Annotated in this window: 19 protein-coding genes; 14 read left to right on the top strand and 5 right to left on the bottom strand. The window is 50.2% G+C overall.

From position 1 onward, the window contains the following. The first annotated feature begins 331 nt into the window (after nt 1-331). A complete protein-coding gene (locus tag ACTTKA_RS09580; protein ID WP_442724856.1) occupies nt 332-1780 on the top strand; it encodes an aspartyl protease family protein in 1449 nt (482 codons plus the stop codon). Nucleotides 1781-1867: 87 nt separating this feature from the next. On the opposite strand, the gene ACTTKA_RS09575 is transcribed toward ACTTKA_RS09580, so the two are convergent. After that, nucleotides 1868-2041 (bottom strand): hypothetical protein, encoded by a 174-nt coding sequence (locus tag ACTTKA_RS09575; protein ID WP_442724855.1) that lies wholly within the window; start codon nt 2039-2041, stop codon nt 1868-1870. Between the two features lie 81 nt (nt 2042-2122). Between ACTTKA_RS09575 and ACTTKA_RS09570 the strand changes: the two genes are divergently transcribed. The 6 genes from ACTTKA_RS09570 (at nt 2123) to miaB (ending at nt 9568) form a co-directional block, all read left to right on the top strand. Next, nucleotides 2123-3286: a retropepsin-like aspartic protease gene (locus ACTTKA_RS09570; RefSeq protein WP_442724854.1), complete on the top strand. Its 1164-nt coding sequence runs from the start codon at nt 2123-2125 to the stop codon at nt 3284-3286. A 64-nt stretch (nt 3287-3350) separates the two neighbouring features. After that, entirely contained in the window at nt 3351-4802 is a 1452-nt protein-coding gene (locus ACTTKA_RS09565) for a retropepsin-like aspartic protease (protein WP_442724853.1), read from the top strand. 223 nt (nt 4803-5025) lie between these two features. After that, complete coding sequence (locus tag ACTTKA_RS09560; protein WP_442724852.1) at nt 5026-5778, top strand: acyl-[acyl-carrier-protein] thioesterase; 753 nt, start codon at nt 5026-5028, stop codon at nt 5776-5778. Nucleotides 5779-5808: 30 nt separating this feature from the next. Further along, nucleotides 5809-6645, top strand: coding sequence for an endonuclease/exonuclease/phosphatase family protein (locus ACTTKA_RS09555; RefSeq protein ID WP_442724851.1), 837 nt, complete (start codon nt 5809-5811; stop codon nt 6643-6645). Between the two features lie 12 nt (nt 6646-6657). Next, nucleotides 6658-8112: a metallophosphoesterase gene (locus ACTTKA_RS09550; RefSeq protein WP_442724850.1), complete on the top strand. Its 1455-nt coding sequence runs from the start codon at nt 6658-6660 to the stop codon at nt 8110-8112. A 100-nt stretch (nt 8113-8212) separates the two neighbouring features. After that, the gene (gene miaB / locus ACTTKA_RS09545; RefSeq protein ID WP_442724849.1) at nt 8213-9568 is read left to right on the top strand and encodes a tRNA (N6-isopentenyl adenosine(37)-C2)-methylthiotransferase MiaB; all 1356 of its coding nucleotides are present in this window, start codon (nt 8213-8215) and stop codon (nt 9566-9568) included. 96 nt (nt 9569-9664) lie between these two features. On the opposite strand, the gene ACTTKA_RS09540 is transcribed toward miaB, so the two are convergent. Together ACTTKA_RS09540 and ACTTKA_RS09535 are read right to left on the bottom strand one after the other, a co-directional pair. Continuing rightward, nucleotides 9665-13054, bottom strand: coding sequence for a glycoside hydrolase family 2 TIM barrel-domain containing protein (locus ACTTKA_RS09540; protein WP_442724848.1), 3390 nt, complete (start codon nt 13052-13054; stop codon nt 9665-9667). Between the two features lie 24 nt (nt 13055-13078). Further along, nucleotides 13079-13636 carry a DUF3332 domain-containing protein gene (locus tag ACTTKA_RS09535; RefSeq protein WP_442724847.1) on the bottom strand — a complete coding sequence of 186 codons (558 nt, stop codon included), beginning with the start codon at nt 13634-13636 and terminating at the stop codon, nt 13079-13081. 200 nt (nt 13637-13836) lie between these two features. On the opposite strand from ACTTKA_RS09535, the gene ACTTKA_RS09530 reads away from it, so the two are divergent. The 7 genes from ACTTKA_RS09530 (at nt 13837) to ACTTKA_RS09500 (ending at nt 22384) form a co-directional block, all read left to right on the top strand. Further along, a complete protein-coding gene (locus ACTTKA_RS09530; RefSeq protein WP_442724846.1) occupies nt 13837-15375 on the top strand; it encodes a TldD/PmbA family protein in 1539 nt (512 codons plus the stop codon). 1 nt (nt 15376) lies between these two features. Next, nucleotides 15377-16696 (top strand): TldD/PmbA family protein, encoded by a 1320-nt coding sequence (locus tag ACTTKA_RS09525; protein WP_442724845.1) that lies wholly within the window; start codon nt 15377-15379, stop codon nt 16694-16696. 230 nt (nt 16697-16926) lie between these two features. Further along, complete coding sequence (locus tag ACTTKA_RS09520) at nt 16927-17376, top strand: YhcH/YjgK/YiaL family protein (protein WP_442724857.1); 450 nt, start codon at nt 16927-16929, stop codon at nt 17374-17376. An 85-nt stretch (nt 17377-17461) separates the two neighbouring features. After that, nucleotides 17462-18634, top strand: coding sequence for a 4-phosphoerythronate dehydrogenase (locus ACTTKA_RS09515; RefSeq protein ID WP_442724844.1), 1173 nt, complete (start codon nt 17462-17464; stop codon nt 18632-18634). Between the two features lie 7 nt (nt 18635-18641). Further along, nucleotides 18642-19973 carry an MATE family efflux transporter gene (locus ACTTKA_RS09510; RefSeq protein WP_442724843.1) on the top strand — a complete coding sequence of 444 codons (1332 nt, stop codon included), beginning with the start codon at nt 18642-18644 and terminating at the stop codon, nt 19971-19973. Between the two features lie 131 nt (nt 19974-20104). Continuing rightward, nucleotides 20105-21556: a decarboxylating NADP(+)-dependent phosphogluconate dehydrogenase gene (gene gnd, locus ACTTKA_RS09505; RefSeq protein ID WP_442724842.1), complete on the top strand. Its 1452-nt coding sequence runs from the start codon at nt 20105-20107 to the stop codon at nt 21554-21556. Nucleotides 21557-21592: 36 nt separating this feature from the next. After that, the gene (locus tag ACTTKA_RS09500) at nt 21593-22384 is read left to right on the top strand and encodes a M48 family metallopeptidase (RefSeq protein ID WP_442724841.1); all 792 of its coding nucleotides are present in this window, start codon (nt 21593-21595) and stop codon (nt 22382-22384) included. A gap of 74 nt (nt 22385-22458) precedes the next feature. On the opposite strand, the gene ACTTKA_RS09495 is transcribed toward ACTTKA_RS09500, so the two are convergent. Both ACTTKA_RS09495 and guaA read right to left on the bottom strand, forming a co-directional pair. Continuing rightward, the gene (locus ACTTKA_RS09495; RefSeq protein WP_442714382.1) at nt 22459-23385 is read right to left on the bottom strand and encodes a YitT family protein; all 927 of its coding nucleotides are present in this window, start codon (nt 23383-23385) and stop codon (nt 22459-22461) included. Between the two features lie 181 nt (nt 23386-23566). Further along, nucleotides 23567-25087 (bottom strand): glutamine-hydrolyzing GMP synthase, encoded by a 1521-nt coding sequence (gene guaA, locus ACTTKA_RS09490; RefSeq protein ID WP_442724840.1) that lies wholly within the window; start codon nt 25085-25087, stop codon nt 23567-23569. Between the last annotated feature and the right edge of the window lie 78 nt (nt 25088-25165).

The following is a 25165-nucleotide window of genomic DNA, read 5'->3' as shown; positions in this document are numbered from 1 at the left end:
ACATCCATTATTAATGGTAAACGCCGAACAGGGTATCGCGTAATTTGGGATAAAAACAAAATTTTTGTGTATGTTTGCAACATCAACCTCGGTATCAGAATATGTTATATTATATGAAGGGATTAACGAATGAAAAGGAAGAGAGTTTATATAGGAGATATCATTAAGAAAAAGATAGCGGAGCGTGGTATGTCTATTTCCGAGTTGGGGAGTTTAGAAAAAATCTTATTCGATTTTCGCAATATGCGGATGGAGGTGTTGGAATAAGAAGAGAGATTATATAGACTGTTAGTTGTTTGGTGTAAAGTATTTCGTCTAAAATTAATTGTTTATGAGAGATAAAATTTACCTTGTGCTTTTATGGGTTGGTTTGAGTCTTTCCTTGGGCTATGCGCAGCAGGATACACAAAAAGTTACGGAAGAAGAGTCGCATCGTATGGGGCAGGATTTGATAGATCTGCTTCAGACCGGGCGGTACTTCGAAGCGAAAAGCCTGTATGATACGATCCGTATCAAGGTTGACTCGATTCATCCGTTTATCGAAAATCTCTATCGGATGTATATCAGCTCGTTTGAAAATAAACCGGACAGTGCCGCTTTTTATATTGAAGAAATAATCAAGCATCATTTTGTTACCAACATAAATCCGTATCTTTCTTTATGGGAGGTATATGCCGAAGTATTACAGGATTATAAGAAGGCATATCAGACGCTTGACAGGATTCGAACTTACTTAGAGCAAAATCCTGACAGTCTTAGTAACGAGGAGCTAAAGCGTATTCAAGATTATCTTATCGATCTGGAGGACCGGACAAGACGCCTGGCTGCAGAGCCCACGATACGTATAGTGCGCGATGATACGGAAAACAGCACGCCGTTATTGACAGATACGGTTTTAAAACAAGGTTATTTGTTCTTTCATGCTTCCTATAATGGTCATCAACCTATCAGTACGCTTTTTGATACCGGTGCATCAGAATATGTGTTTATGGATAAGGTTATTGCCGAACAGATGGGTGTCAGGAAATATCCTGTTTATGAGAATGACACTACCAGTACGATCAATGGAATAAATGTTTCCGGATACTTGGGGATTCTTGATTCTTTACAAATGGCCAATATCACACTTTATCATATTCCGGTAGGGGTATTTGATATGAAATCGACAATTCATATACCGGACACGTTTGAAGTTGACTCTCTGAAACGGGAAGAGGTGATAAGCAGATTTTACCAAGCAAGTCGTGTTGTACTGGGCTTAAAAGCGATGAGATGGATTGAGAAAATTATTATTGACCAAGAAAATAATCGATTGTGTTTTCCTTCGGTTGTCAAAGAACCGGAAAAAGTAAAAGATAGAAATATGTTTTGGTCTTATAATCGATTGTTTACGAGTGTTGAGGTCAATAATTGTGCTATGATGACTTTAATCGATTCCGGAATAAATGATTATATTCGTATTGATACGTGCTTTTATGAAAAACATAAATCCTTTATTCCTGTCGACACATTAAAAGGAAAAAAGTATAATAATAAAACCATGATAGGTAGAACACAGCCTATTCCTTTCGAAATTATTGCCAAAGACCCGGTTGTAACATTCGATTCTCTGGTTATACATCCTGAGAAAGGGGATGATGTATGTGTTTCTTCTTTTTCTCAATGGGGAGAGATTTATTCGCAGATGGTTGAGGCTACAGTTGGCTTTCCTTTTCTAAAGCGTTTGGGCAAGAAAATCTTATTCGATTTTCGCAATATGCGGATGGAGGTGCTGGAATAAAAGGAATTATGGGAGGATTGATTGCATGAAAAAGAAAGTTTTGATTAAAATTGTTTGCTCGTGAGAAACAAAATCTACCTTGTGTTTTTATTGGTTGGTTTGAGTCTTTCTTTTGGTTATGCGCAGCAAGATACACAAAAAGTCACGGAAGAAGAGTCGCATCGTATGGGGCAGGATCTGATAGACCTGCTTCAGGCCGGGCGGTACTTCGAAGCGAAAAGTTTGTATGATACGATCCGTATCAAGGTTGACTCGATTCATCCGTTTATCGAATGTTTCTATAAGGGATATATGTCCGGATACGAGAATAAGCCCGACAGTGTTGCTTTTTATCTCGAAGAGATGATAAAGAAGCGTTTTTTTCCCGATATCCTTTATATGAAGGTGTACGGGATTTATGTTGAACAATTACAGGATTATAAAAAAGCGGAGCAAACGCTGGATCGAGTCCGATCTTATTTAGAACACAATCCGGACAGTATTAATGCCGAAGAGATGAAAATCGTTCGTGATCATCTTGCTGATTCGGAAAGCCGCACAAAGCGCCGGGCAGCTGAGCCCACGATTCGCATTGCTCGCGATGAAGCGGACAGCAGCACACCTTTATTGGCGGATAAGATTTTAAATGACAATTATTTATTTTGTAATGTTTCGTATAATGGTCATCAACCGATCAGAACGCTTTTTGATACCGGTGTGTCAGAATATCTGATAATGGATAAGGCGATAGCCGAACAGGTAGGGGTTCGGAAATATCCTGTTTATGAGAATGACACGACCTGCACGGTGAACGGAATGAAAGTTCCCGGTTACTTGGGTATCCTTGATTCCTTACAAATCGGAGATATTAAATTATACCATATTCCGGTAGAAGTAATCGATGCAAAATCAATTATCCATTTATCGGACACATTGGCCATGACTTCCTGTGAGAAAGAGGATATAACCCATAGCTTTTATGAATTGATGAAGGTGTCATTGGGCTTAAATACAATGAGCTTAATCGGGCAAATAGTGGTTGATCCGACGAATAATCGGTTGTCTTTTCCCAAGGAGTCCGAAATACAGGAAGAGGCGAGAAATAAAAACATGTTCCGATGTGAAGGAAGACTGTTTACACAATGTAAGTTGAACGATATTTTTGTGACGACTGCGATCGATACCAAATCGAACGATTATATTCGTATCGATCGTTGTTTGTATGAAAAGCACGAACCTTTTATTCCTGTCGACACATTAAAAGAGAGAAAGTGTAATTATCAAACGGTTATATGCGGTGCGCCCTTGGATACTTTTAAGGTGATTGCCCGAGATCCGGTTGTGACATTTCATAATCAGATTATCCATCTTGAGAAAGACGATCATGTACACATCTCTTCTTTGGCTCAATGGGGAGAGGCTTATCCGGAAATGGTTGAAAGTGTAATCGGTTTTCCTTTTCTAAAGCGTTTAGGCAAGAAAATTTTATTCGATTTTCGCAATATGCGGATGGAGGTGTTGGAATAAGATGAGAGATTATATAGACTGTTAGTTGTTTGGTGTAAAGTATTTCGTTTAAAATTAATTGTTTATGAGAGATGAAATTTACCTTGTGCTTTTATGGGTTGGTCTGAATCTTTCCTTTGGTTATGCACAGCAAGATACACAAAAAGTCACGGAAGAAGAGTCGTATCGTATAGGACACGATATGATTAGATTGCTTGATGCAAATAGATATTTCGAAGCAAAAAGCTTGTATGATACGCTCTGTGTCAAGATGGACACCATTCCTCCGTTTTTCGAATATTACTATCGGATGAAGATCGGTGAGTTTGAAAATAAACCGGACAGTGCCGCTTTTTATCTCGATGAGATGATGAAGATTAATCTTATCAATAATCCGGAGGAGGCATATGTTGTTTTATGGGAGATATACGCCGAAATATTACAGGATTATAAGAAGGCATATCAGACGCTTCAGCGGGCTGACTCTTACTTAGAACAGAATCCAGATAGTCTGAATCCGGAAAAAGTGAAGGAACATAAAGAATATTTGAGCGACTTGAAGGGACAAACCGAGCGCCGTTCTGCAGAGCCCACGATACGTATAGTCCGCGAAAATACGGAAAATTGCACTCCGTTATTGGAAGATACGGTTTTACAACAAGGCTATTTGTTTTTTAATGTTTCCTATAATGGTCTTCAACCGATTAGAACACTTTTTGATACCGGTGTGTCAGAATATGTGATAATGGATAAGGCAATTGCCGACCAAATGGAGGTCAGGAAATATCCTGTTTATGAGCACGAAACAACCTGTACGGTGAACGGAATAAAAGCTCCCGGATATTTGGGGATTCTTGATTCTTTACAAATGGCCAATATCACACTTTATCATATTCCGGTAGGGGTATTAGATGTGAGAGCAATGATAAACATTCAGGATAGAGTTGAAACAGATTCTATCAGAAATGAACCTATAACGAATGGGTTTTATGATGCTGGCAAAGTGATCTTAGGACTCAAGACGATGTCTTTACTCAGAAACATTGTTCTCGATTTTGAGAATCATCAATTGTGCTTCCCGGTTGATAATGAAGAGTTCTTGGGAGGGAAGGGTAAAAATATGTTTTGGTTTCAGAATAGATTGTTTGCAAGGCTTGGATTAAATCATCTTCCGATAATGACTTTTATCGATTCCGGATCGAATGATTATATTCGTATCGATACTTCCTTGTATGAAAAGTATAAAGCCTTTATTCCAGTCGACACATTAAAAGAAAAAGAGTATAAACATCAAATGATGATCTCTGGAATACAGGCTATTCCTTTCGAGATTATTGCCAAAGACCCGGTTGTGATATTCAATTCTCAGGTTATACATCCTGAGGAAGAGGATGATGTATGCATATCTTCTTTGGCTCAATGGGGAGAGGCTTATCCGGAGATGGTTGAGGCTATAGTTGGCTTTCCTTTTCTAAAGCGTTTGGGCAAGAAAATCTTATTCGATTTCCGCAATATGCGGATGGAGGTGCTGGAATAAAAGGACTGATCTGAAGATTTTTTATTATATTCCAACTTTTTTTACATCAAACTCACGTTGTTTGTTCTTTTAAAATTTCCCTCCAAGATGGTTAAATTGTGACTAAGAGCACGCAGGTGAGAATAGGAAACGGGGGTCAGCCTTGTTCTTTTATCCTGCCGGTGTGAAATTTCGGAGATTTTATCTAAATTTGCAGGAAAACAGGTTCAAACAAAGTGACAACATGAAGAAGACGGAGCAGCACATCGGGAAAGTCGGGACGTATGTGTACCAAACAGAAGTGTATTCGCTCGATTTTAGGGGTAGGCTGACCATTCCGACCTTGGGCGACTATCTGTTACATGCGGCTACATGCCATGCGGCTGAGCGCGGCTACGGTTACGAAGATATGGAGGCTCGGAATACGGCATGGGTGCTTTCGCGGTTAGCCATCGAAATCTCTGATGAGATACGTCTGTCCGAACCGATACGGATCATGACATGGGTCGAACGAGTGGAGCGAATTTTTACGTATCGATGTTTCGAAATTACGACACCGGCAGGTGAGACGCTCGGTTATGCGCGCTCGGTATGGGCAGCGATCGATAAAACGACGCGCCGCCCCGTATCACTTGTCGAAACAGGATTGTCGGACTATCTGACGTTGCGGCCGTGTCCCGTCTCGTTATCAGGCAAGCCGGCGGCAGCTGAACAGTCGCCCGATGCCGAAGCCATGAGCTATACCGTGAAATACAGTGATCTCGATATCAACGGACATCTCAACAGTATCAAATATATGGAGGTGATGCTCGACCTGTTCGATATCGAAACGTATCGTACGCGGTCGATCGCACGGTTTGAAATCGCTTTTCTGGCCGAGGGGCGCTATGGCATGAGGCTTGACCTGTATCGAAGAAGCCTCGGAGACGCACGTTATGCCACCGCCATCTGTCACGAGGGCAAAGCGGTCTGCCGTGCTGAAGTGGAATTTTGTTAATTTATTAAGTTACATAAAAATCAAAACATCATGAGAAAAATATTCGGATTATTATTGTTGCCGTTGCTGCTCTCTTTTTCGGAGAAGCCGGCCGAGTTGTATGTGATGACGTTCAATATCCGTTACGATCATGCGGGAGACGGCGAAAACGCCTGGCCCCATCGCAAGGGAGTGGCGGCTGAGGTGATTCGTGCGCGTGGGGTCGATCTGCTCGGTATGCAGGAAGTCCTCGCGCATCAGTTGAATGATTTGAAGGAACGGCTGCCGGAATACCGGGCGATCGGTGCCGGACGCGAAGACGGAAAGGAAAAAGGGGAATACAGCGCGATTATGTACCGTGCCGATCGGTTCGAAGCCATCGACTCCGGGTGGTTCTGGCTGAGCGAAACGCCTGAGGTGGCCGGTTCGAAAGGTTGGGACGGCGCCTGCGAGCGCATGGCTACGTGGGCGATATTGAAGGAGAAAAAGACGGGGCGCGAGCTGTTTTTCATCAATACGCATCTCGATCATGTCGGGAAAGTAGCCCGTCGCGAAGGCGTTGCGCTGCTGCTCCGCCGCGCCGAGACCTTGAGGCGCGGGCTGCCGGTGATCCTTACGGGCGACTTCAACGCCACGCCCGACACGGAGGTGTTTACCCATGTGACCCGGACCTTGCGCGACAGCCGTTCCATCGCACAAAACGTGACCGGCCTGCGGGGTACGTTTCATAACTTCGGGAAGATTGCCCAAACAGAACGCCCGCTGATCGATTACGTTTTTCTAACCGAGGACTTCACCGTACAGACCTATGAAACGCTACCCGAAAAAAAAGACGGTATCTATCTTTCGGATCATGCTCCTGTAGTCGCTAAACTTGCATGGAAATAAAACGTTTTTGTCATGAGAAAGTTGTTCTTCTTCCTTGTGCTCTTATGCGTGTATGCTTGGGCATTGCCAGCGAAAGACTCCGCTGTTACGCTCCGTTTCGATGAGGCGGGGCGCTTCCGTATCGCACAGTTTACAGACCTGCACTGGAGCCATCGCTCTCCGAACTGTGCAACGACCGTCGCGACCATCAAGCATATACTCGATACCGAAAAGCCTCATCTGGCCATTCTTACCGGCGATGTCGTGACCGATGCGCCGGCACGTGAGGCCTGGCAGGCTATCGCCGCCATTTTTGCAGAGACGAAGATCCCTTTTGCCGTCACAATGGGAAATCACGATGCTGAAGCCGGAATATCACGGAAAGAGATTTTCGCTCTGTTAAAGGATCGCCCGTATTTCGTCGGGGAGGAGGGACCGGCAGATATTTACGGCACAGGAAACTATGTATTACCCGTTATGCGTGCGCAATCGGCTGATGTTGCCGCGCTGCTCTACTGCTTCGATTCGAACGACTATCCCGCACAAACGAAATACGGGCATTACGATTGGATTCGTTTCGATCAGATCGAATGGTACAGGAAGATGAGCCGGCATTATACGCAAGGGAACGGAGGCGTGCCGTTGCCCGCGCTCTCCTTCTTTCATATCCCCCTCCCGGAGTACGATCACGTGGAGGGACGCCATACGACGCTCGGGACGAAAGGAGAAGGGAATGCTTCTCCCAAAATCAACTCGGGACTTTTTGCCTCGCTGGTTGAGATGGGAGACGTCATGGGGATATTTGCCGGGCATGATCATGACAACGATTTTATCGGGATCGAGTACGACATCGCATTGGCTTTCGGACGGGTCACGGGGACGGATGCGTACGGCAAACTCGAACGCGGTGCGCGGATTATCGAGTTGTATCAGGACAAGTTCCGGTTCGATACGTGGATTCGTACCCCATCGGGGAAAGAGCAGCTTTATTACTTCCCTTCAGGACTTTCGGCAGCCGACGAAACAGGTATGCAGTACCTGCCGGCGCTCGAGGGTGCTCCTTCCAAACAGGGTGTGAGCTATATATACTATGAAGGCGATTTCCAATCGACGAGCCAGATGACGCAGAGTGAACCGGTCGGGAAAGGAACGATGCCTGCACTCTCGATTCGTGAAGCCCCGCGCGAAGATCACTTCGGCTACGAGTTCCGGACATGGATTAACATTCCCGAACGAGGCGTCTATCGTTTTTATACGTTCTCCGACGACGGTTCGCGCCTGCTGATCGACGGACATGAGGTAGTCGATAACGACGGTTCCGGCAGCCCACGGCGGAAGGACGGCAAGATCGCACTGGAGGCGGGATGGCATGAACTGAAAGTGCTCTATTTCGAAAGTTATATGGGGCAGGTGCTGGAAGTCGGCTTTTCGAGCAAAGAGATCCGGGAAACGACTTTATCCGAAAGCATGCTTTTTGTGCCTCAGTAACGCCTTGTGTTCCTTCTGTACGAGTGTGGAATCCGGGCATGTATTACGGAAATTGAAGATTATCGTGTAAATTTGCGCCCTTATTTTTGGAAAGGAAAGAATGGAGATAGAAACAAAAAGACATACGGGCGATCGCCGGTTATATATTGAAACATACGGATGCCAGATGAATGTGGCGGATAGCGAGGTCGTGGCTTCGGTCATGCAGACCGACGGATACGAACTGACGAACGATATCCGTGAGGCGGACGCGATCTTCGTCAATACCTGTTCGGTGCGCGACAATGCCGAACAGCGTGTCGTCGGGCGATTGCAATACTTTCAGTCGTTGCGCAAGCAAAAGAAACATCTGATTATCGGGGTACTCGGTTGTATGGCCGAGCGCGTCAAAGAGGAGCTGGTAAATCAGCATGGTGCCGATCTGGTGGCCGGTCCCGATTCGTACATGGATTTGCCGAACCTCGTCGGAGCCGTCGAGCGGGGCGAGAAGGCGATCAATGTCGAACTGTCGACGCAGGAAACATATCGCGACGTGATCCCGCTCAAGATGGCGGGTGTGCACGTGACCGGCTTCGTCTCCATCATGCGCGGCTGCAATAACTTCTGCTCCTACTGCATCGTGCCTTACACACGCGGACGGGAGCGAAGCCGCGACATCGACAGCATTCTGAACGAGATACGCGACATGCGGCAGAAAGGTTACAAAGACGTGACGCTGCTCGGGCAAAACGTTAACTCGTACCGTTACGAGACGCTCGACGGCGAAATCGTCGGTTTCCCGCAACTCCTCGACCGTGTGGCGGCGGCCGTGCCCGAGATGCGTATCCGTTTTATGACTTCGCACCCGAAAGATATGAGCGACGAGATGCTACACGTCATGGCCGCACACAAAAACATCTGCAAGTTTATTCATCTGCCGGCACAGTCGGGCAGTTCGCGTATGCTGGCCGTGATGAATCGTAAATACACACGCGAGTGGTACCTCGACCGCATCGCTGCCATACGCCGCATTCTGCCGGAGTGCGCCATCTCGACCGATCTCTTCTGCGGCTATCATTCCGAAACGGAAGAAGATTACGAAGAGACCTTGTCGCTGATGCGCGAAGTGGGCTATGACTCGGCCTTTATGTTCAAATATTCCGAGCGGCCGGGCACCTATGCCGCCAAGCATCTCCCCGACGATGTGCCGGAAGAAGTTAAGGTCAGACGCCTGCAGGGGATGATCGACTTGCAGAATCAACTCTCGGAAGCAAGCAATCGCCGCGACATCGGGAAAACGTTCGAGGTGCTTGTGGAAGGGTTTTCCAAACGGTCGCGCGACCGCCTGTTCGGACATACGGAACACAACAAAGTCGTGATCTTCGATAAGGGCACGCACCGCATCGGACAGTATGTGAACGTGCGTATCGAAGACGCTACCTCGGCTACGCTCTTGGGGCAGGCTGTCGGCGACTGACGACTCTCTTCCGTGACGCATCGGGAGATAAAAAAGTCCCGGAGCCGCCAACACGGGCCCCGGGACGAATGATTATGCCTGAAAAGCATTGTCTCGTTAATTCTGCTTCTTTACAGACGATGATCCGCCTTTGCTTCCGTAAGTCATCCGGCTTTTTGCCTGCGCTTCCGATGCACTGCCGACAGGAACGAAAGTGAATCCCCACCGGTAATTGCGGTTAGCCGGTAAAGAATGTTCCGGCAACGGACGGTCGCCCCAACTGTCGTATCCGGCTACGCCCTGCTGCTTGAGATCGATACATACCTCAACGAAATCGCGAGGCGTAATGTCGCTGATATGATGCTGCCGGCGAAGGCGATTCTTTGCTTTCTCCTCATCGCGATCGGCGATCATTTCAGGAGTAAAGTTGTTCCACTGGCGCGGGAGATGCGTCTTCTCTTCGTCGTCGAAATCTTCGATCGCATTGTGTAAAGCATTGAACTCAATCAGGCTGTCGGCTACGATGAGTAGCCCTCCACCGTTACCGGCGGTGAGAGAGAGCCAGCGCGTATCGCAGTGATGTCCGTTCTCTTGCGGTCTGACGTATGGGAAATACAGCCGATCGGCCGTCGATTGATAGAGCCCGACAGGCGTACCCGCTTTCCGGTCCCAGTAATTCTCTTCCGGCCCACGCCCGAAATACCGAACCGTATTCATCGATGCGGGCAGGCGGAAGCGTACACCGATGCGCGGCACGTTCAGTTTCGAAGCATCTTTGCGGGCTGCCTCTTTGCCGGGAGTGAACGTCGCCGTGCGAGTCGCTTCAGACACCTCTACCTCGGTGGCGCTCATATCGGTCGATGTAAAACGTGCCGATACGTTCATTACACCGCTCGGAGAAATCGTATAATCCACGATATACAGATTTCCGGCAGGCAGCAGGAACGTCGTGCTGACGATCGCCTGATTCCCTTCGATGCGCGCCGTTGCGTCGGTGACGTTAAAATGACGGCTGCTCTGCTTCCAGATCTGTTCGCGTTCGGGAGCGCCGTTGCCGTAGTCGTTATCGGTCGGGGCACGCCAGAAGTTGGGTTGTATGCCGAAACCGTCATGGAAATATTCCTTGCCGCCAACCTTGTAGGAGGTGACGATGCCACTCTTTTTATCGAAGACGAATTGCACCTTCGGCGACGAAACGACGATCCGCTCACCTTCGGTCGTGATCTGCGGTTTAGCTCCACCGGCCTTATATTGCGGTCGGTTCGTCTGTTCCGAAAGGCGGAACTGATCGTGAGCGATCACATGTCCGGCGGGGATCAAGCCGTCTTTCTCTTTCGTTACGACAGACAGATTGACGAAACATTCCGACGATCCTTTGGGCGCAAACGTTCGGACGGTTGTCGACTCCTGCGGTTTGAGGGTAACAGGCAGCACTTTTTCCTGCAAGATTTTTCCCTCGGCCATGAGGCGGCAGACCATGTTGTACCGGTGATCGATGGGGATGAAGTAGAAACGGTTCGTGATACGCACTTCGCCCGTTTGGGGGTCGACGAGTTCGAAGCCTACATTTTGATGAGCGTACTTCACTTCGGCCATCGCCGGGTGAGGGGTACGGTCGGGATTGACGATGCCGTTACAGAGAAAATTGCCGTCGCTCGGAGCATTGACGCCGTAATCGCCTCCGTAAGCCCAGTATGTGCGTCCGTTTTTATCGGTCTCCCGAATGCCCTGATCGACCCAGTCCCAGATGAATCCGCCTTGCAGGTTCGGATACCGGTAAATTGCTTGCCACTGCTTCCAGAGATTCCCGTTTGAATTTCCCATGGCATGCGAGTATTCCGACGGCACGACGGGACGGTCGCTCCCTTCACGACCGATTTTCTCTAACCAGTCGGCGCTCGGATATTGCGGCACATACATGTCCGTGTTCCATTCCCACAGAGCACGCTCGTAGTTCACGGGGCGGTCTGCTCCGTTCTTCTCCTTATTCTTGATGTACAGATATGTCTGGTAAAAGTTGTATCCGTTGCCGGCCTCGTTGCCGAGCGACCAGAACGTGATGCTCGGAAAATTCTTGTTGCGTTCGTACATGTTGATGGTTCGATCCGTATGCGGGAGAAGCCATTCGGGGTTATTGCCGAGCGTACCTCCTTTGCGCAGGTTGTAATACATTCCGTGCGATTCGATATTGGCCTCGTCGTACACATAAAGCCCGTATTCGTCACATAATTCGTAAAAACGACGGCTCTGCGGATAATGACACAGGCGCACGGCGTTCAGGTTATGAAGTTTCATCAGTTCAAAATCGCGACGCATCAACGCTTCGGTCACGTAATGCCCCGTCTCGGGATTATGTTCGTGGATGTTTACCCCTTTAAACTTAATCGGCTGACCATTGAAAAGCATGACGGTGTAAGGCTTTCCGTTGGCAGCAAGCGCCTCGGTCTGCTTCATTTCAAAACGGCGGAAGCCGACGCGATAAGGTACGGCCTCGCACACATTGCCGTTCGCCTCGACGGTTAGGACGATGCGGTACAGGTTGGGCTGTTCGGCGCTCCATCGTGCCACATTTTCCAACATCCGGTCAAACGGGAAAGTCTGCGTCGTGCCGGGCTCTACCGGCAACGTATGGTTGCCGGTCGCAACTTCGTTCCTGTTTTTGTCGGTCAACCGATACGATACGGTTACGTTTTCGGCTTTCGACGAATGGTTTTTCACATCGACGGCGAGACGGAAAATGCCGTTCGTGTACGAATCGTCGAGCGTAGAAACGATACGGAAATCGTTCACGGCGATTTTCGGCTGTGACCAGAGGTAGACGTCACGCTCGATACCGCTGATGCGCCAAAAGTCTTGACATTCGAGGTACGACCCGGTGCTCCACCGAAATATTTTCAGGGTCACGATATTCTTTCCCTGCTTCAAATATGGATTGATCAGAAACTCGGCCGGATTTTTGGAATCCTCGCTGTACCCTACCTCCCGGCCGTTGATGTAGACGTATAGCCCCGATTTGGCTCCACCGATATGCAGATACACATCTCGTCCGTCCCAGCCTGCGGGGATTTCGAAATCACGACGGTAGACGCCCACCGGATTGTCTTCGGGCAATGCGGGAGGCTGCGGATTGCGTGGTTTGAACTCGTAGCCGTGATTCGTGTAAATGGCCGTGCCGAAGCCTTGCACTTCCCAGTTGCCGGGCACCTTGATGTCACTCCACGATGCGGTATGAACATCAGCCGACGTAGCATCGGCCGGAAGTTTTTTATAGCTGTCGACATACAGAAACTTCCATGTGCCGTTAAGCGACAGATAATACTTGCTCTGTTCAAAAGGCGTACTCCATGCTGTCCGCGCATCGTCGTAACTCATGAACTCGGTACGCGGTTTTTCTTTGTTCACCGCTACGGTTTGTATGTCCTGCCAATACGGCAGACCGGACGATTGCGCGCACAAAGATCCGGCAAGAGAAAGGCAGAGCATGCCCGTCAAGAAATAGTTCTTCATAGAAAATAAAATAGGAACGTTAAATTAATTAGCTGCAAAATAAGTCTGTTTCTCTACGGCTTGACGGAATGCCAAGGTTCCGGCGCGACTTAGCTCGACGTTCATTTCTCTGCCGTCGGGCAGGTACATCACCACTTCATCACGTTTATCGGTGAATCGGAAAAGCTGGTGCGACTGATCGCCGCTCACCACGCTCCATGTACGGTTAGCCTTGTCGAACACAAGATCGATGCCTTCGGTTTCACCTTCTTTCCGGATGTGGTAGCCATTGGGTTGGGTGCGAATGGTGTATCGTCCGTTTTCGGATTCGACAGTTTGTGTTTCGGGCATCGAGGCTATCGGGTTGTCTCCGCTCCAAAATTCGATGGTGTTCAATACCAGTGCATCGGCAAGAATGGAAACCCCGTATACGGGGACGATGCAGAAAGCAACGAAAACAAGTTCGTTTACAAATTTATTGTCGAGGCTTCGGTTCCAGCTCAACAATCCGTTTGTCAGCTTAAAGGAACCGATACACGAAGAGAATAAAAGGCTTCCGGCCAACCATACTGCGACGGTCATGCTTACGTTTTTTCTGTTCATAATGTTTCTCTGTTTTTTTGTTTGGGCAAAGATAGGCGAACTCCGGCAGAATGCCAAACGAAGAGAAGGTATCCTGCTCCCCCCGACAGGAACAGCCGTGAAAAGTCCTGAGCATACGCCGAAGATTTCTCTTTCTATGGCCCCGTATTTTTTCTTTTTCTTGTTACCTTTGTCGCCATGAACATAAAAAACATCTATCTATGTCAATCAATCGACGTGAGTTTATCAAAGCGGGAGGATGGGCGATGCTGAGTTCAATTGCCGCTCCTTCCCTGTTAGCCGGTTGCGACCTGAACGCTTCAACGGCAAAAGGCTCAAGCACCTTGTCATTCGCCATGCAGCTCTTCGGCGTTACGGAGAGCCAGCTCCGGCAGGTCCTTGCGGCAGCTCTGGAGAAAGGAGGCGATTATGCCGACCTGTTTTTCGAGCATTCGTATTCCAGTAATATCGGTCTCCAAGACGGTGCCGTCAACCGCGCCTCCTCGAATATCGACTTCGGGATGGGCGTGCGCGTACTGTCTGGTGATCAGACCGGTTATGCCTACGTAGAGCAGATCACTCTCGAGGAGATGCTTAAAGCCGCCCGCACGGCTGCGCGCATTGCCGAAAGCGCCACCCCGAAAGCGCCCGCAGGTTTGACGGACGTCTCACTCAAACACAATTATTATGCGGTGGAGAAGTCGTGGGACGAGATGATTGTCAAGGACAAGATGCCTTACATTCAAAAGCTCAACGATCGCATCTTCGCGCTCGATTCGCGCGTCACGAAGGTATCGGCCGGACTGGGTGATACGACTTCACACATCCTGTTCTGCAACTCGGAAGGACAGATGTATTACGACTATCGCCCGATGGTCAGTCTCTCGGCATTGTGCATCATGCAGGAAGGCGACAAGATCGAAAGCAATTACACCTCGCGGTCGTTCCGCATGGGTGCCGAGTTTCTGACGGACAATATCGTCGAGACACTTGCAAAAGAAGCCATCGAGCGTACCTCGATCCTGTTTCAGGCCATCAAACCCAAAGGGGGCGAGATGCCGGTCGTGATGGGAGCCGGAGGTTCGGGCATTCTGCTGCACGAAGCCATCGGCCATACGTTCGAAGCCGATTTCAACCGGAAGAAAACATCGATCTTCTCCGATAAACTGAATCAAAAGGTTTGTAACGAGAACATCAATATTGTAGACGACGGCACACTGCCGTTTAACCGCGGGGCCGTCAACATCGACGATGAGGGGACGGAAGGACAAAAGACATACATCGTGCGCAACGGCGTACTGACAAGCTACCTGCACGACCGCATCAGTGCGAAACATTATCAGGTAACCCCGACGGGCAACGGACGGCGTGAATCGTTCCGTAATGTTCCGCTTCCGCGCATGCGATCCACTTACATGGAGGCGGGCAACCATAGCGAAGAAGAAATCATTGCAGCCGTGAAGAAGGGCGTGTACGTGTCGAACTTCACGAACGGACAGGTACAGATCGGCGCCGGCGATTTCACATTCTTCGTCAAGAGCGGCTACCTGATCGAAGACGGAAAACTGACACAGCCGATCAAAGACATCAACATCATCGGCAACGGCCCTCAGGCGCTGGCCGATATCACGATGGTAGGGTCTAACTTCAAGACGGACGACGGCACGTGGACGTGCGGTAAGGACGGGCAGTCGTGCCCCGTGACGGTCGGTATGCCGTCGGCATTAGTAAGTAAATTAACGGTAGGAGGAGAGAGCTGATATGATTACGAACACTCAGAAAGAACTGGCGCGATGGGCGATGGAGTACGCATTGAAGAACGGCTGTCAGGCTGCCCGCGTTGCGCTTTACAACAATTCGAATACTTCGTTCGAGATTCGCGACATGAAAATCGACCGGCTACAACAGGCATCGGAAAACGGCATGTCGATCCATCTTTTCACAGACGGCCGCTACGGTTCGTTCTCGACGAACCGGTTAGACCGGAAGGAACTGGAATCGTTTATTCGTAACGGCATCGATTCGACGCGCTATCTGGCCGAAGACAAAGCGCGCGCCTTGCCCGACCCAGCCCTGTATTATAAGGGCGGCGGAGCAGACCTGCAACTCTATGATGCAGCGTTCGAATCCGTACATCTGGACGACAAGGTAGGGCTGGCCATGAAGGTCTGTGACGAAATCATGGGAAAGGATGAACGCATCATCTCCGCCGGCTCGTCGTATAACGACGGAGATAGCTTCCGCTATATGGTAGCCAGCAACGGCTTCGAGGGCGAAGCGTCGAATACCTTCTTCTCGCTCGTCGGTACGGTCAGCATCAGAGGCGAAGGCGATGCGCGTCCGGAATCGTACTGGTTCGACTCATCGCTCTACTACGACACCCTGATAAAGGAAGGCATCGGTACGAAGGCGCTCGAACGCGTGCGCCGCAAACTCGGACAACGCAAAATCGCATCGGCACGCATGCCGATGGTCGTGGATTTTTTAAGTTCCGCCCGGCTGCTTTCGCCGGTCATCAACGCACTCTACGGATCATCCATCCAACAGAAAAATTCGTTCTTGTTAGACAAACTTAACCAAAAGACGCTCGGCGAAAAGATGACACTCACGGATGAGCCGCACCTGCTGCGATCTTCCGGCGCACGTTACTTCGACAGCGAAGGCATCGCCACGCAGCAACGGAAAGTCTTCGATCAGGGAATCCTGCAAACATACTACATCGATACGTACTATGCCAATAAGCTGGGTACACAGCCCACCGTCAGCTCTCCCTCGATTCTGACCATGCCGCTCGGCACGAAGGATATGAACGGACTCGTTACGTCGGTCGACAAAGGCGTACTCGTTACCGGTTTCAACGGTGGCAACTGCAACACGACAACGGGCGACTTCTCGTATGGCATCGAAGGGTTTCTGATCGAGAAAGGGCAGCTCACGCAGCCGGTCAACGAGATGAACGTCACGGGCAACATGCTCACGCTCTGGTCAAGTCTGGCCGAAACAGGCAACGACCCGCGTTTCTCGTCAAGCTGGCGTATCCCCTCGCTGCTCTTCGACGGGGTGGATTTCAGCGGAATCTGACCTTCAGGTAAAATAAACTGCTTCGGGCCGCGCATGCTTGAGGCAGTTTGTTTTTTCAGACACATTGTAAAACGGCAACACCTTTTCAACAGCCGCTTTAAAATCATTTGTGGCTATTTTGCATTTATTCGTATAACAAAAAAACGTTCCGGCAGTTATTAATAACGGAAAACGACGCCGGACGAAAGCACTCGCATGCTCTCGCCCGGCCATCTGAAAACAGATATATGATGATAGTAGATTCTTTACAGAACTCGAAACATGTCGAGTCTTTACACCCTTTGTTCAAGAAAGCCTTCGATTATCTTAAAGAGACGGATTTCTCGCAGATAGAAGACGGTAAAATCGAAACGGACGATCCGCGCCTGTTTTTCTCCGTTTCCACGCTTCGCGGCAAAGACCCGCAGGATGCCGTGATGGAAACGCACGAGAAATACATCGATATCCAAACCCCCATCGTCGGGGTGGAAAGCATCGGATGGAAAGCAGGCGACGAGCTGATGATCATCTCCCAGCCCTACGACGTCGAAAAAGACCTCACGCTCTATTACGATTTCCCGACTACCTACACCAAACTGTATCCCGGACAGTTCGCCGTCTATTTTCCCGAAGACGGACACGCGCCGGGCATCGGACAGGGGAACATCCGCAAGGTTGTGGCCAAAGTAGCGGTCGAGTAAGGGAGTAATCCGTCCGTCGCCACTTATCTTCTTCGAAGAGGATTGTTTATGCAGTTTTGTGTGATGGCAGAAACGCATGTTTTTTATGCCGACCGATTTTTATGCTACCTTTGCCGGTCGAATGGAACGACTGAAGATTATTGCCGACGATAAAATCCCTTTCCTCAAAGGGGTGATGGAACCTTATGCCGACATCGTTTACCTGCCCGGGGCAGCCATCACGGCTTCCGATGTGAAAGATGCCGACGCCGTGTTTACCCGCACGCGCACCTTGTGTAACGAAGCGCTGCTGAAGGGCAGCCGTGTCCGGCTGATTGCCACGGCAACCATCGGGTACGATCATATCGACACGGACTATTGCGATGCGGCAGGCATCCGATGGATCAATGCGCCGGGGTGTAACGCATCGTCCGTACAGCAATATATTGCGGCGGCATGCGTCATGCTGGCGCATGAACGGGCATTGCGACTGGCCGACACGACGATCGGAGTGATCGGCGTGGGAAACGTCGGCCGCAGAGTGGCGGCAGCCGCCGAAGCGCTCGGCATGCGTGTCCTCCTGAATGACCCGCCGCGCGCCGAACGCGAAGGAGATGCGGCTTTCGTTCCGTTGGAACATTTGTTGAATGAAAGCGATATCGTTACGTGTCATACGCCGCTGACGCGCGAAGGGGCGTACCCGACATACCATCTGGCTTCGGACGATTTCTTCGGCCGGATGAAAGACGGCGCGGTATTTATCAACTCGTCGCGAGGAGCGGTGGCCGACTCCGGCGCGCTTAAAAGGGCTTCGCGAGGAAAACTGTCCGCCTTCATCCTCGATACGTGGGAAAACGAACCGGCCATCGACCTCGATCTGCTGCGCGACGCTTTCATCGGTACTCCTCACATTGCCGGGTATTCGTCGGACGGAAAAGCGAACGGAACGGCCGCCTGCGTGCATGAATTTTGTCGCTTCTTCGGTCTCGATGCCCTGCGCAACTGGTATCCCGCCGATATTCCGCCTCCTCCCATGTCTGCAACGCTCGCCATCGACGGCGCCGGTAAAACAGCCGAGGCGATTTTTTACGAAGCCGTGACGCATACCTATCCCATCGCGCAGGACAGCGAACGGCTGAAACAGTCGCCCGCCATGTTCGAGAAACTGCGCGGAGACTATTGGATACGGCGCGAATGTAAGCACTTCAGCCTGCACCTTACCCGCGTCGCCGAAGAAACACGAAACGGACTGGCCGGGTTGGGGTTTACTCTACGATGAGAGGAAGATGGCTCTGAAATACACCGATACCGACCGTCATATTCTTCGTCTGGCCGTTCCGAACGTTATTTCCAACATTTCCGTGCCGCTGCTCGGTATGGCCGATACGGCTATCGCCGGCCGGTTGGGCGACGACGCGAATATCGCGGCCTTGTCGATCGGGACTACCATTTTCAACTTTATCTACTGGAACTGCGCCTTTCTGCGCATGGGTACGAGCGGCATCACGGCGCAAGCCTGCGGCGCGGGACGCCACGCCGAATGTGCCAACATGCTCGTGCGAGCTGTTTGGTTAGCCTTGGTCCTTGCGGTGCTGATCCTCGTCTTCCAACAGCCGATAGGGACGTATTCGCTGGCGCTCATGCAGGGCAGCGACAAGGTGCAGGCGCTGGCTGCCGAATATATTTTCGCGCGTATCTGGGCTGTGCCCGCGTCGGTTCTTCTCTTCGCCATTCAAGGCTGGTACATCGGGATGCAGGACGCACGCACGCCGATGTACATCGCCATCCTCTCGAACGTAGCCAACATCGTGTTCAGTGTCGGATTCGTTTTCGGTCTGGGGATGGGCATTTCGGGGGTAGCTTGGGGCACCGTCGGGGCACAATATGCGGGGCTGATCGTGGCGGTGGTGTTCTGGCTTGTGAAGTATCGTCCGTACAGCGCTTATTTCAACCTCCGTGATTCGCTCAAGCTGGCTCCCCTCGTTCATTTCCTGCATATCAACAAAGATATCTTTCTGCGTACATTCTGCATCGTGATTGCCTACACGTTTTTTACGGCCGCTTCGGCACGCTTCGGCGACGTGATACTGACGACGAATGCCTTGCTGATGCAGCTCTTCACGCTCTTCTCTTATCTGGCCGACGGATTCGCCTACTCGGCCGAAGCACTTTCCGGCCGTTTCGTGGGCGAACGCAACACTGAGACCCTGCATCGGTTTATCCGCCGGCTGATGGGCTGGGCATTCCTCATCGCCGTGCTGTTTGTCGGCTTATACCTCGTCGGATGGAAAGATATCTTAGGGGTTTTCTCCCCTTCGGACGAGATTATTGCCTGCGCCGGACAATACATCGGGTGGGTTATTGCCGTGCCGCTCATCGGGGCTGTACCGTTTATGATCGACGGCATCATGATCGGCGCCACACGGACGAAGATTTTACGCAACACCGTTTTCCTCTCTACCGTCCTCTATCTGGCAAGTTTTTATGCTTTGTCGCCGTGGCTCGGTAATACGGCGCTCTGGATCGCTTTTCTGATTTTCCTCTCCGCACGCGGACTGTTGCTCTATTTCGGCTCCGACCGGCTGAACGTCGAAAAAATAATCCGCGACCGCTTTTGATATTCCAACTGTTTTTCACTACTTTTGCGGGTATCTCGTAAAGAGAGAAGGCGTGAAAAACGGTCTCGAACAGAAAAGAATCAGACCTTTTTACCCGGAATGTAATAAGAATAACAAATGATTAAACTGACATGAATCGATTAGCAGATATCGGACTGATAGGTCTCGCTGTGATGGGCGAAAACCTCGTACTCAATATGGAGAGTAAAGGCTTTACGGTAGCCGTTTTCAACCGTACAGTGGCGAAGGTCGACAAATTCGTCGACGGACGCGGCAAGGGCAAGAATTTCATTGCGGCACATTCGATCGAAGAACTTTGCCGATCGCTCAAACGTCCGCGCAAGGTGATGCTCCTCGTCAAAGCGGGGCAGGCGGTCGACGACTTTATCGAACAACTGATCTCCTTCCTCGAACCGGGCGATGTGATTATCGACGGGGGGAATACGCATTTCCCCGATACCGTTCGCCGCACGAAATACGTCGAAAGCAAAGGACTGTTATATATCGGCACCGGAGTCTCGGGGGGCGAAGAGGGCGCGCTGAACGGCCCGTCGATGATGCCCGGAGGGTCGAAAGCCGCCTGGGAACTTGTCAAACCGATCTTCCAATCCGTCTGTGCGCAGGCCGACGGAATGCCTTGCTGCGACTGGGTAGGCGAAGACGGTGCCGGGCACTTCGTCAAGATGGTACACAACGGCATCGAGTATGGCGACATGCAACTTATTTGTGAAACATATCAGATGATGAAAGAATTGCTTGGCCTGTCGAACCTCGAGATGCACGAAGTTTTCAAGGAATGGAACAAGGGCGAGCTGGACAGCTACCTGATCGAGATTACCCGCGACATCCTTGCCTGTCGCGACGAGGAGGGCGAGTTCGTCATCGACCGGATACTCGACACCGCCGGTCAGAAAGGCACCGGAAAATGGACGGCTGTCGTAGCTCTCGACGAAGGGGTGCCTCTGACCCTGATTGCCGAGGCCGTGTTCGCCCGTTGTTTGTCTGCACAAAAAGACGAGCGTGTGGCAGCCTCGCACGAATTGTGTTGCCCCGCACCCTCTTTCTCCGGAGATAAAAAAGCGTTTATCGAAGATCTTCGGCAAGCCCTGTATGCCTCCAAGATCGTATCCTATGCTCAAGGCTATGCCTTGATGCGCGAAGCTGCCAAAACATACGGATGGGAACTGAACAATGGCGGCATCGCCCTGATGTGGCGCGGCGGATGTATCATCCGCTCGGCTTTCCTCGGAAAAATCAAAGAAGCGTTCGACAGGAATCCCGGCCTCACCAACCTGCTGCTCGACCCGTTCTTCAAAGAAAAGGTACTGGCGGCGCAGGCAAGCTGGCGACGCGTCGTAGCCGCCGCTGCAATGAACGGCATCCCCGTACCGTCAATGAGCGCCGCGCTCAACTACTTCGACGGCTATCGTACCGAACGTTTGCCGGCCAATCTGCTGCAAGCGCAACGCGACTATTTCGGCGCACATACCTACGAACGCACCGACCGGCCGCGCGGCGAATTTTTCCATACGAACTGGACCGGTAAGGGAGGAGATACATCCGCATCGACGTATACGGCGTAAAATTATCTGTTATTGTAAATTATAGATAAAAACAACATGAAAAAGATACTTATTTTTTGCACGGTAGCACTGCTGGCAGTCTCATGCAGTACCGTGCCGCTGACGGGCAGAAGACAGATGCTGTTAGTCTCCGACTCGGAGTTGCTCACAGCCAGTCTGACGCAGTATGACCAATATATGAAGACGGCAAAGAAATCGACCGATAAGGACAAAACGGCTACCGTAGTGCGTGTCGGCAAAAAAATTGCCGAAGCCACCGAAACTTATCTGAGGCAAAACGGTCTGGAGAATGAACTGAAGCATTTCAGTTGGGAGTTTAATCTGATTAATGACAAGCAAGTGAATGCTTTCTGTATGCCCGGCGGCAAAATCGTGGTCTACGAAGGATTGCTTCGGTTGACAGCTTCAGACGACGAGCTGGCGGTCGTTGTCGGTCACGAGGTGGCGCATGCCGTGGCCAAGCACAGTAACGAGCGTATGAGCCAGGGATTAGTGACCCAGTTTGGCGCTTCTATCGTCAATGCGGCGTTGAGTGAAAGATCGATGGCCATGCGACAGTTGGGGGCAACCGTTTTCGGACTGGGTGCACAGTTGGGCGTCATTCTTCCCTACTCCCGTAAACATGAGTCGGAAGCTGATTATATGGGCTTGGTGTTTATGACCATGGCCGGATATAATCCGGATGTGGCCGTTACATTCTGGCAAAAAATGTCGGCAGCCGGAAACGGAGGTACGCCCGAAGTGCTGAGTACACACCCCAGCGATGCGACACGCATTGCCGCCATCAAAAGGTATCTGCCCGAGATGGAAAAATATAAAAAGAAATAGATCTGTTTTGAATGTATAGAGTGAGCTTCTCCCGATTCCGTCTATAAATGAGCGAGACCGGGAGAGGCTTTTTTTTATGCCTGTTTCTCTGCGGGAAGATTGGCTTGTTTATTCTTCTTCACTTTGAGATGGTCGAAACCTTCTCCATAGACCCCGATCACGGCGCTCTGTGAAATGAAAGCGCGAGGATCAATATCGTTGATGATGCGGAAAATAGTTGTCGATTGACGTTTCTTGGCCAGCACGAACATCATCTTTTGAGGCTGTCCGGTGTACATCCCCACGGTATCGATCACCGTCACCCCGCGGTGCATGGCGTTGATCGCGCGGCCGATTTCTTCGTATCGTTTGGATATGATAAAAAACTGCACCGACTGACGGGCGCTGTTGACGATTTGATCAAGCATAAAGCTGCATACGTATAACGTTACGAAGCCGTAAACCACCTTTTCCCAGTCTTTGAGTACCATATAACTGGATGTGATAATGATCGTGTCGCAGATCATCATCACCCGCCCCAGTGTGATGTCTCTGTATTTGTTGATGATGGCGGCTACGATATCCGTTCCTCCCGCGCTGCCGTTCGCCGAGAAAGCGATACCCAACCCGCATCCGCAGAACGAAGCTCCCAGTACGCAGGCCATAAAAGGCTGATTTTGTAACAGTCTCATGCCCTGAGTCAATTCCTGTACGACGGTCAAAGCTGACGTCAGCATAAAAACACCGTAAATCGTCTTGATACTGAACTTCCATCCCAGAATTTTAATCGAAAGCAACAATAAAAAGATGTTTACTCCGAAATACACATACTGTACTTTCAGTCCGGTAGCGAAATAGACAATGGAGGCAATACCGGGCACACCGCCTGTCATAATATCGTTCGGGAGCAGGAATACCGTCCATCCGATACTGTAAAGCGCCATCCCCAAAGCAATCATTAGATAGTCTCGCATTTCTCTGGCTATCATCTGATTCGATGTTATCGACGTAATAGGATTCATGTTGATGTTTTTCTTAAATGGCTGCAAAATTAGCAAAGATTCGGAAACTACCTGCGAAAAGTGAAAAGTTTACCCTCAGTGCGGTATGCACCGCACCGTATAATAATGATCTGTTCCTTTGTTCCGGCATCGAACCCTTTTGCTTCGATATCCGCCCTTTTAGTTTCGATATCGGATATTTTTACTCCCACTCAATAGTTGCGGGCGGTTTGGAACTGATGTCATAGACTACTCGGTTCACGCCTTTCACCTTGTTGATGATTTCGTTCGACACTTTCGCCAGAAACTCGTAGGGTAGCTGTGCCCAGTCGGCCGTCATAGCGTCGGTCGAGGTCACCGCGCGCAGGGCGATCGTGTTTTCATATGTGCGTTCGTCGCCCATCACGCCCACCGACCGTATGGGTAGCAGAATGGCACCGGCCTGCCATACCTTATCATACAGTCCCCATTCGCGCAGCAGGGAAATATACACGTAGTCGGCTTCTTGCAAGATGTGCACTTTTTCGGGAGTGATGTCTCCAAGGATGCGTATGCCCAAGCCGGGACCCGGGAACGGATGGCGTTTGAGCAGGTGCGGCATCATACCTAATTCGGCGCCGACGCTGCGCACTTCGTCTTTAAAGAGCAGGCGCAGAGGCTCAACGAGTTTCAGTCGCATCTTTTCGGGAAGCCCGCCCACATTGTGATGGCTCTTGATGACCGTTCCGGTGATGGAGAGCGATTCGATCACGTCGGGATAAATCGTTCCCTGACCGAGCCATCGAATGCCTTCAAGTTTATGCGCTTCTTCATCAAACACCTCGATAAAATTCTTACCGATAATCTTCCGCTTCTTTTCCGGATCGCTCACGCCGGCCAGTTCCTTGTAGAACTTTTCTTTGGCGTCGATCCCGATCACGTTCAGTCCCAAGTGTTCGTAATCTTTCAATACGGTCTCGAATTCATTTTTGCGAAGCAGGCCGTGATCGACGAAAATGCACGTCAGGTTTTTGCCGATGGCTTTGTGAAGCAGTACGGCTGTTACGGACGAGTCTACGCCGCCCGAAAGAGCCAGAATCACTTTGTCGTTGCCGAGCATGTCTTTCAACTCCTGTACGGTCGATTCGATGAACGAAGCCGGTGTCCAGTTCTTTTTGCATCCGCAGATTTTCAGGAAGTTATCTAGTAGCTTCGTGCCGTCGGTCGAATGAAACACTTCGGGATGAAACTGTACGCCCCACGTCTGTTCGCCTTCGATGTGAAAAGCGGCTACTTCCACATCATCCGTACCGGCAATCACCCGAAACGTTTCCGGCAGGCAGGTGATCGTATCGCCGTGCGACATCCAGACTTGTGTCCCTGTAGTAATGCCTGTCAGCAACGGATCGTTGGTGTCGAGCGACGAAAGATGCGCCCGACCGTACTCACGCGAACCGGCCGATTCGACACGCCCTCCGCTTGTGGCCGAGAGCAGTTGCGCTCCGTAACAGATACCCAGCAAAGGGTATTGACCGCGGATAGCGCTCAGGTCGGCCTTAAAAGCTTCGGGACTATTCACCGAGTAGGGACTTCCGGAAAGAATCACCCCTTTGATGCCCGAAGCATCAGACGGAAATTTATTATAAGGCACGATCTCGCAATACGTGTTAAGTTCTCTGACCCGACGACCGATAAGCTGCGTAGTCTGCGAACCGAAATCCAGAATGATAATTTTTTCGTACATAATCGTCTAAAGCTGATTTTAGGTCGCAAATTTAGATAAAATCCTCGAGATTTTACACCGGGCAGATAAAAACACAAG

This window comes from Tannerella sp. (assembly GCF_052170195.1).
In the GTDB taxonomy this organism is placed as follows: domain Bacteria; phylum Bacteroidota; class Bacteroidia; order Bacteroidales; family Tannerellaceae; genus Tannerella.
This window is presented reverse-complemented; position numbering and strand designations above follow the sequence as displayed.

Bases quoted from the DNA above. Each gene is read 5' to 3' on its own strand.
- ACTTKA_RS09565 (WP_442724853.1), top strand. From the start codon at position 3,351: ATGAGAGATGAAATTTACCTTGTGCTTTTATGGGTTGGTCTGAATCTT.
- ACTTKA_RS09515 (WP_442724844.1), top strand. From the start codon at position 17,462: ATGCCGACCGATTTTTATGCTACCTTTGCCGGTCGAATGGAACGACTG.
- ACTTKA_RS09500 (WP_442724841.1), top strand. From the start codon at position 21,593: ATGAAAAAGATACTTATTTTTTGCACGGTAGCACTGCTGGCAGTCTCA.
- ACTTKA_RS09555 (WP_442724851.1), top strand. From the start codon at position 5,809: ATGAGAAAAATATTCGGATTATTATTGTTGCCGTTGCTGCTCTCTTTT.
- ACTTKA_RS09560 (WP_442724852.1), top strand. From the start codon at position 5,026: ATGAAGAAGACGGAGCAGCACATCGGGAAAGTCGGGACGTATGTGTAC.
- ACTTKA_RS09580 (WP_442724856.1), top strand. From the start codon at position 332: ATGAGAGATAAAATTTACCTTGTGCTTTTATGGGTTGGTTTGAGTCTT.
- gnd (WP_442724842.1), top strand. From the start codon at position 20,105: ATGAATCGATTAGCAGATATCGGACTGATAGGTCTCGCTGTGATGGGC.
- ACTTKA_RS09525 (WP_442724845.1), top strand. From the start codon at position 15,377: ATGATTACGAACACTCAGAAAGAACTGGCGCGATGGGCGATGGAGTAC.
- ACTTKA_RS09520 (WP_442724857.1), top strand. From the start codon at position 16,927: ATGATAGTAGATTCTTTACAGAACTCGAAACATGTCGAGTCTTTACAC.
- ACTTKA_RS09540 (WP_442724848.1), bottom strand. From the start codon at position 13,054: ATGAAGAACTATTTCTTGACGGGCATGCTCTGCCTTTCTCTTGCCGGA.
- guaA (WP_442724840.1), bottom strand. From the start codon at position 25,087: ATGTACGAAAAAATTATCATTCTGGATTTCGGTTCGCAGACTACGCAG.
- ACTTKA_RS09535 (WP_442724847.1), bottom strand. From the start codon at position 13,636: ATGAACAGAAAAAACGTAAGCATGACCGTCGCAGTATGGTTGGCCGGA.
- miaB (WP_442724849.1), top strand. From the start codon at position 8,213: ATGGAGATAGAAACAAAAAGACATACGGGCGATCGCCGGTTATATATT.
- ACTTKA_RS09550 (WP_442724850.1), top strand. From the start codon at position 6,658: ATGAGAAAGTTGTTCTTCTTCCTTGTGCTCTTATGCGTGTATGCTTGG.
- ACTTKA_RS09570 (WP_442724854.1), top strand. From the start codon at position 2,123: ATGATAAAGAAGCGTTTTTTTCCCGATATCCTTTATATGAAGGTGTAC.
- ACTTKA_RS09530 (WP_442724846.1), top strand. From the start codon at position 13,837: ATGTCAATCAATCGACGTGAGTTTATCAAAGCGGGAGGATGGGCGATG.
- ACTTKA_RS09510 (WP_442724843.1), top strand. From the start codon at position 18,642: ATGGCTCTGAAATACACCGATACCGACCGTCATATTCTTCGTCTGGCC.
- ACTTKA_RS09495 (WP_442714382.1), bottom strand. From the start codon at position 23,385: ATGAATCCTATTACGTCGATAACATCGAATCAGATGATAGCCAGAGAA.
- ACTTKA_RS09575 (WP_442724855.1), bottom strand. From the start codon at position 2,041: ATGAATCGAGTCAACCTTGATACGGATCGTATCATACAAACTTTTCGC.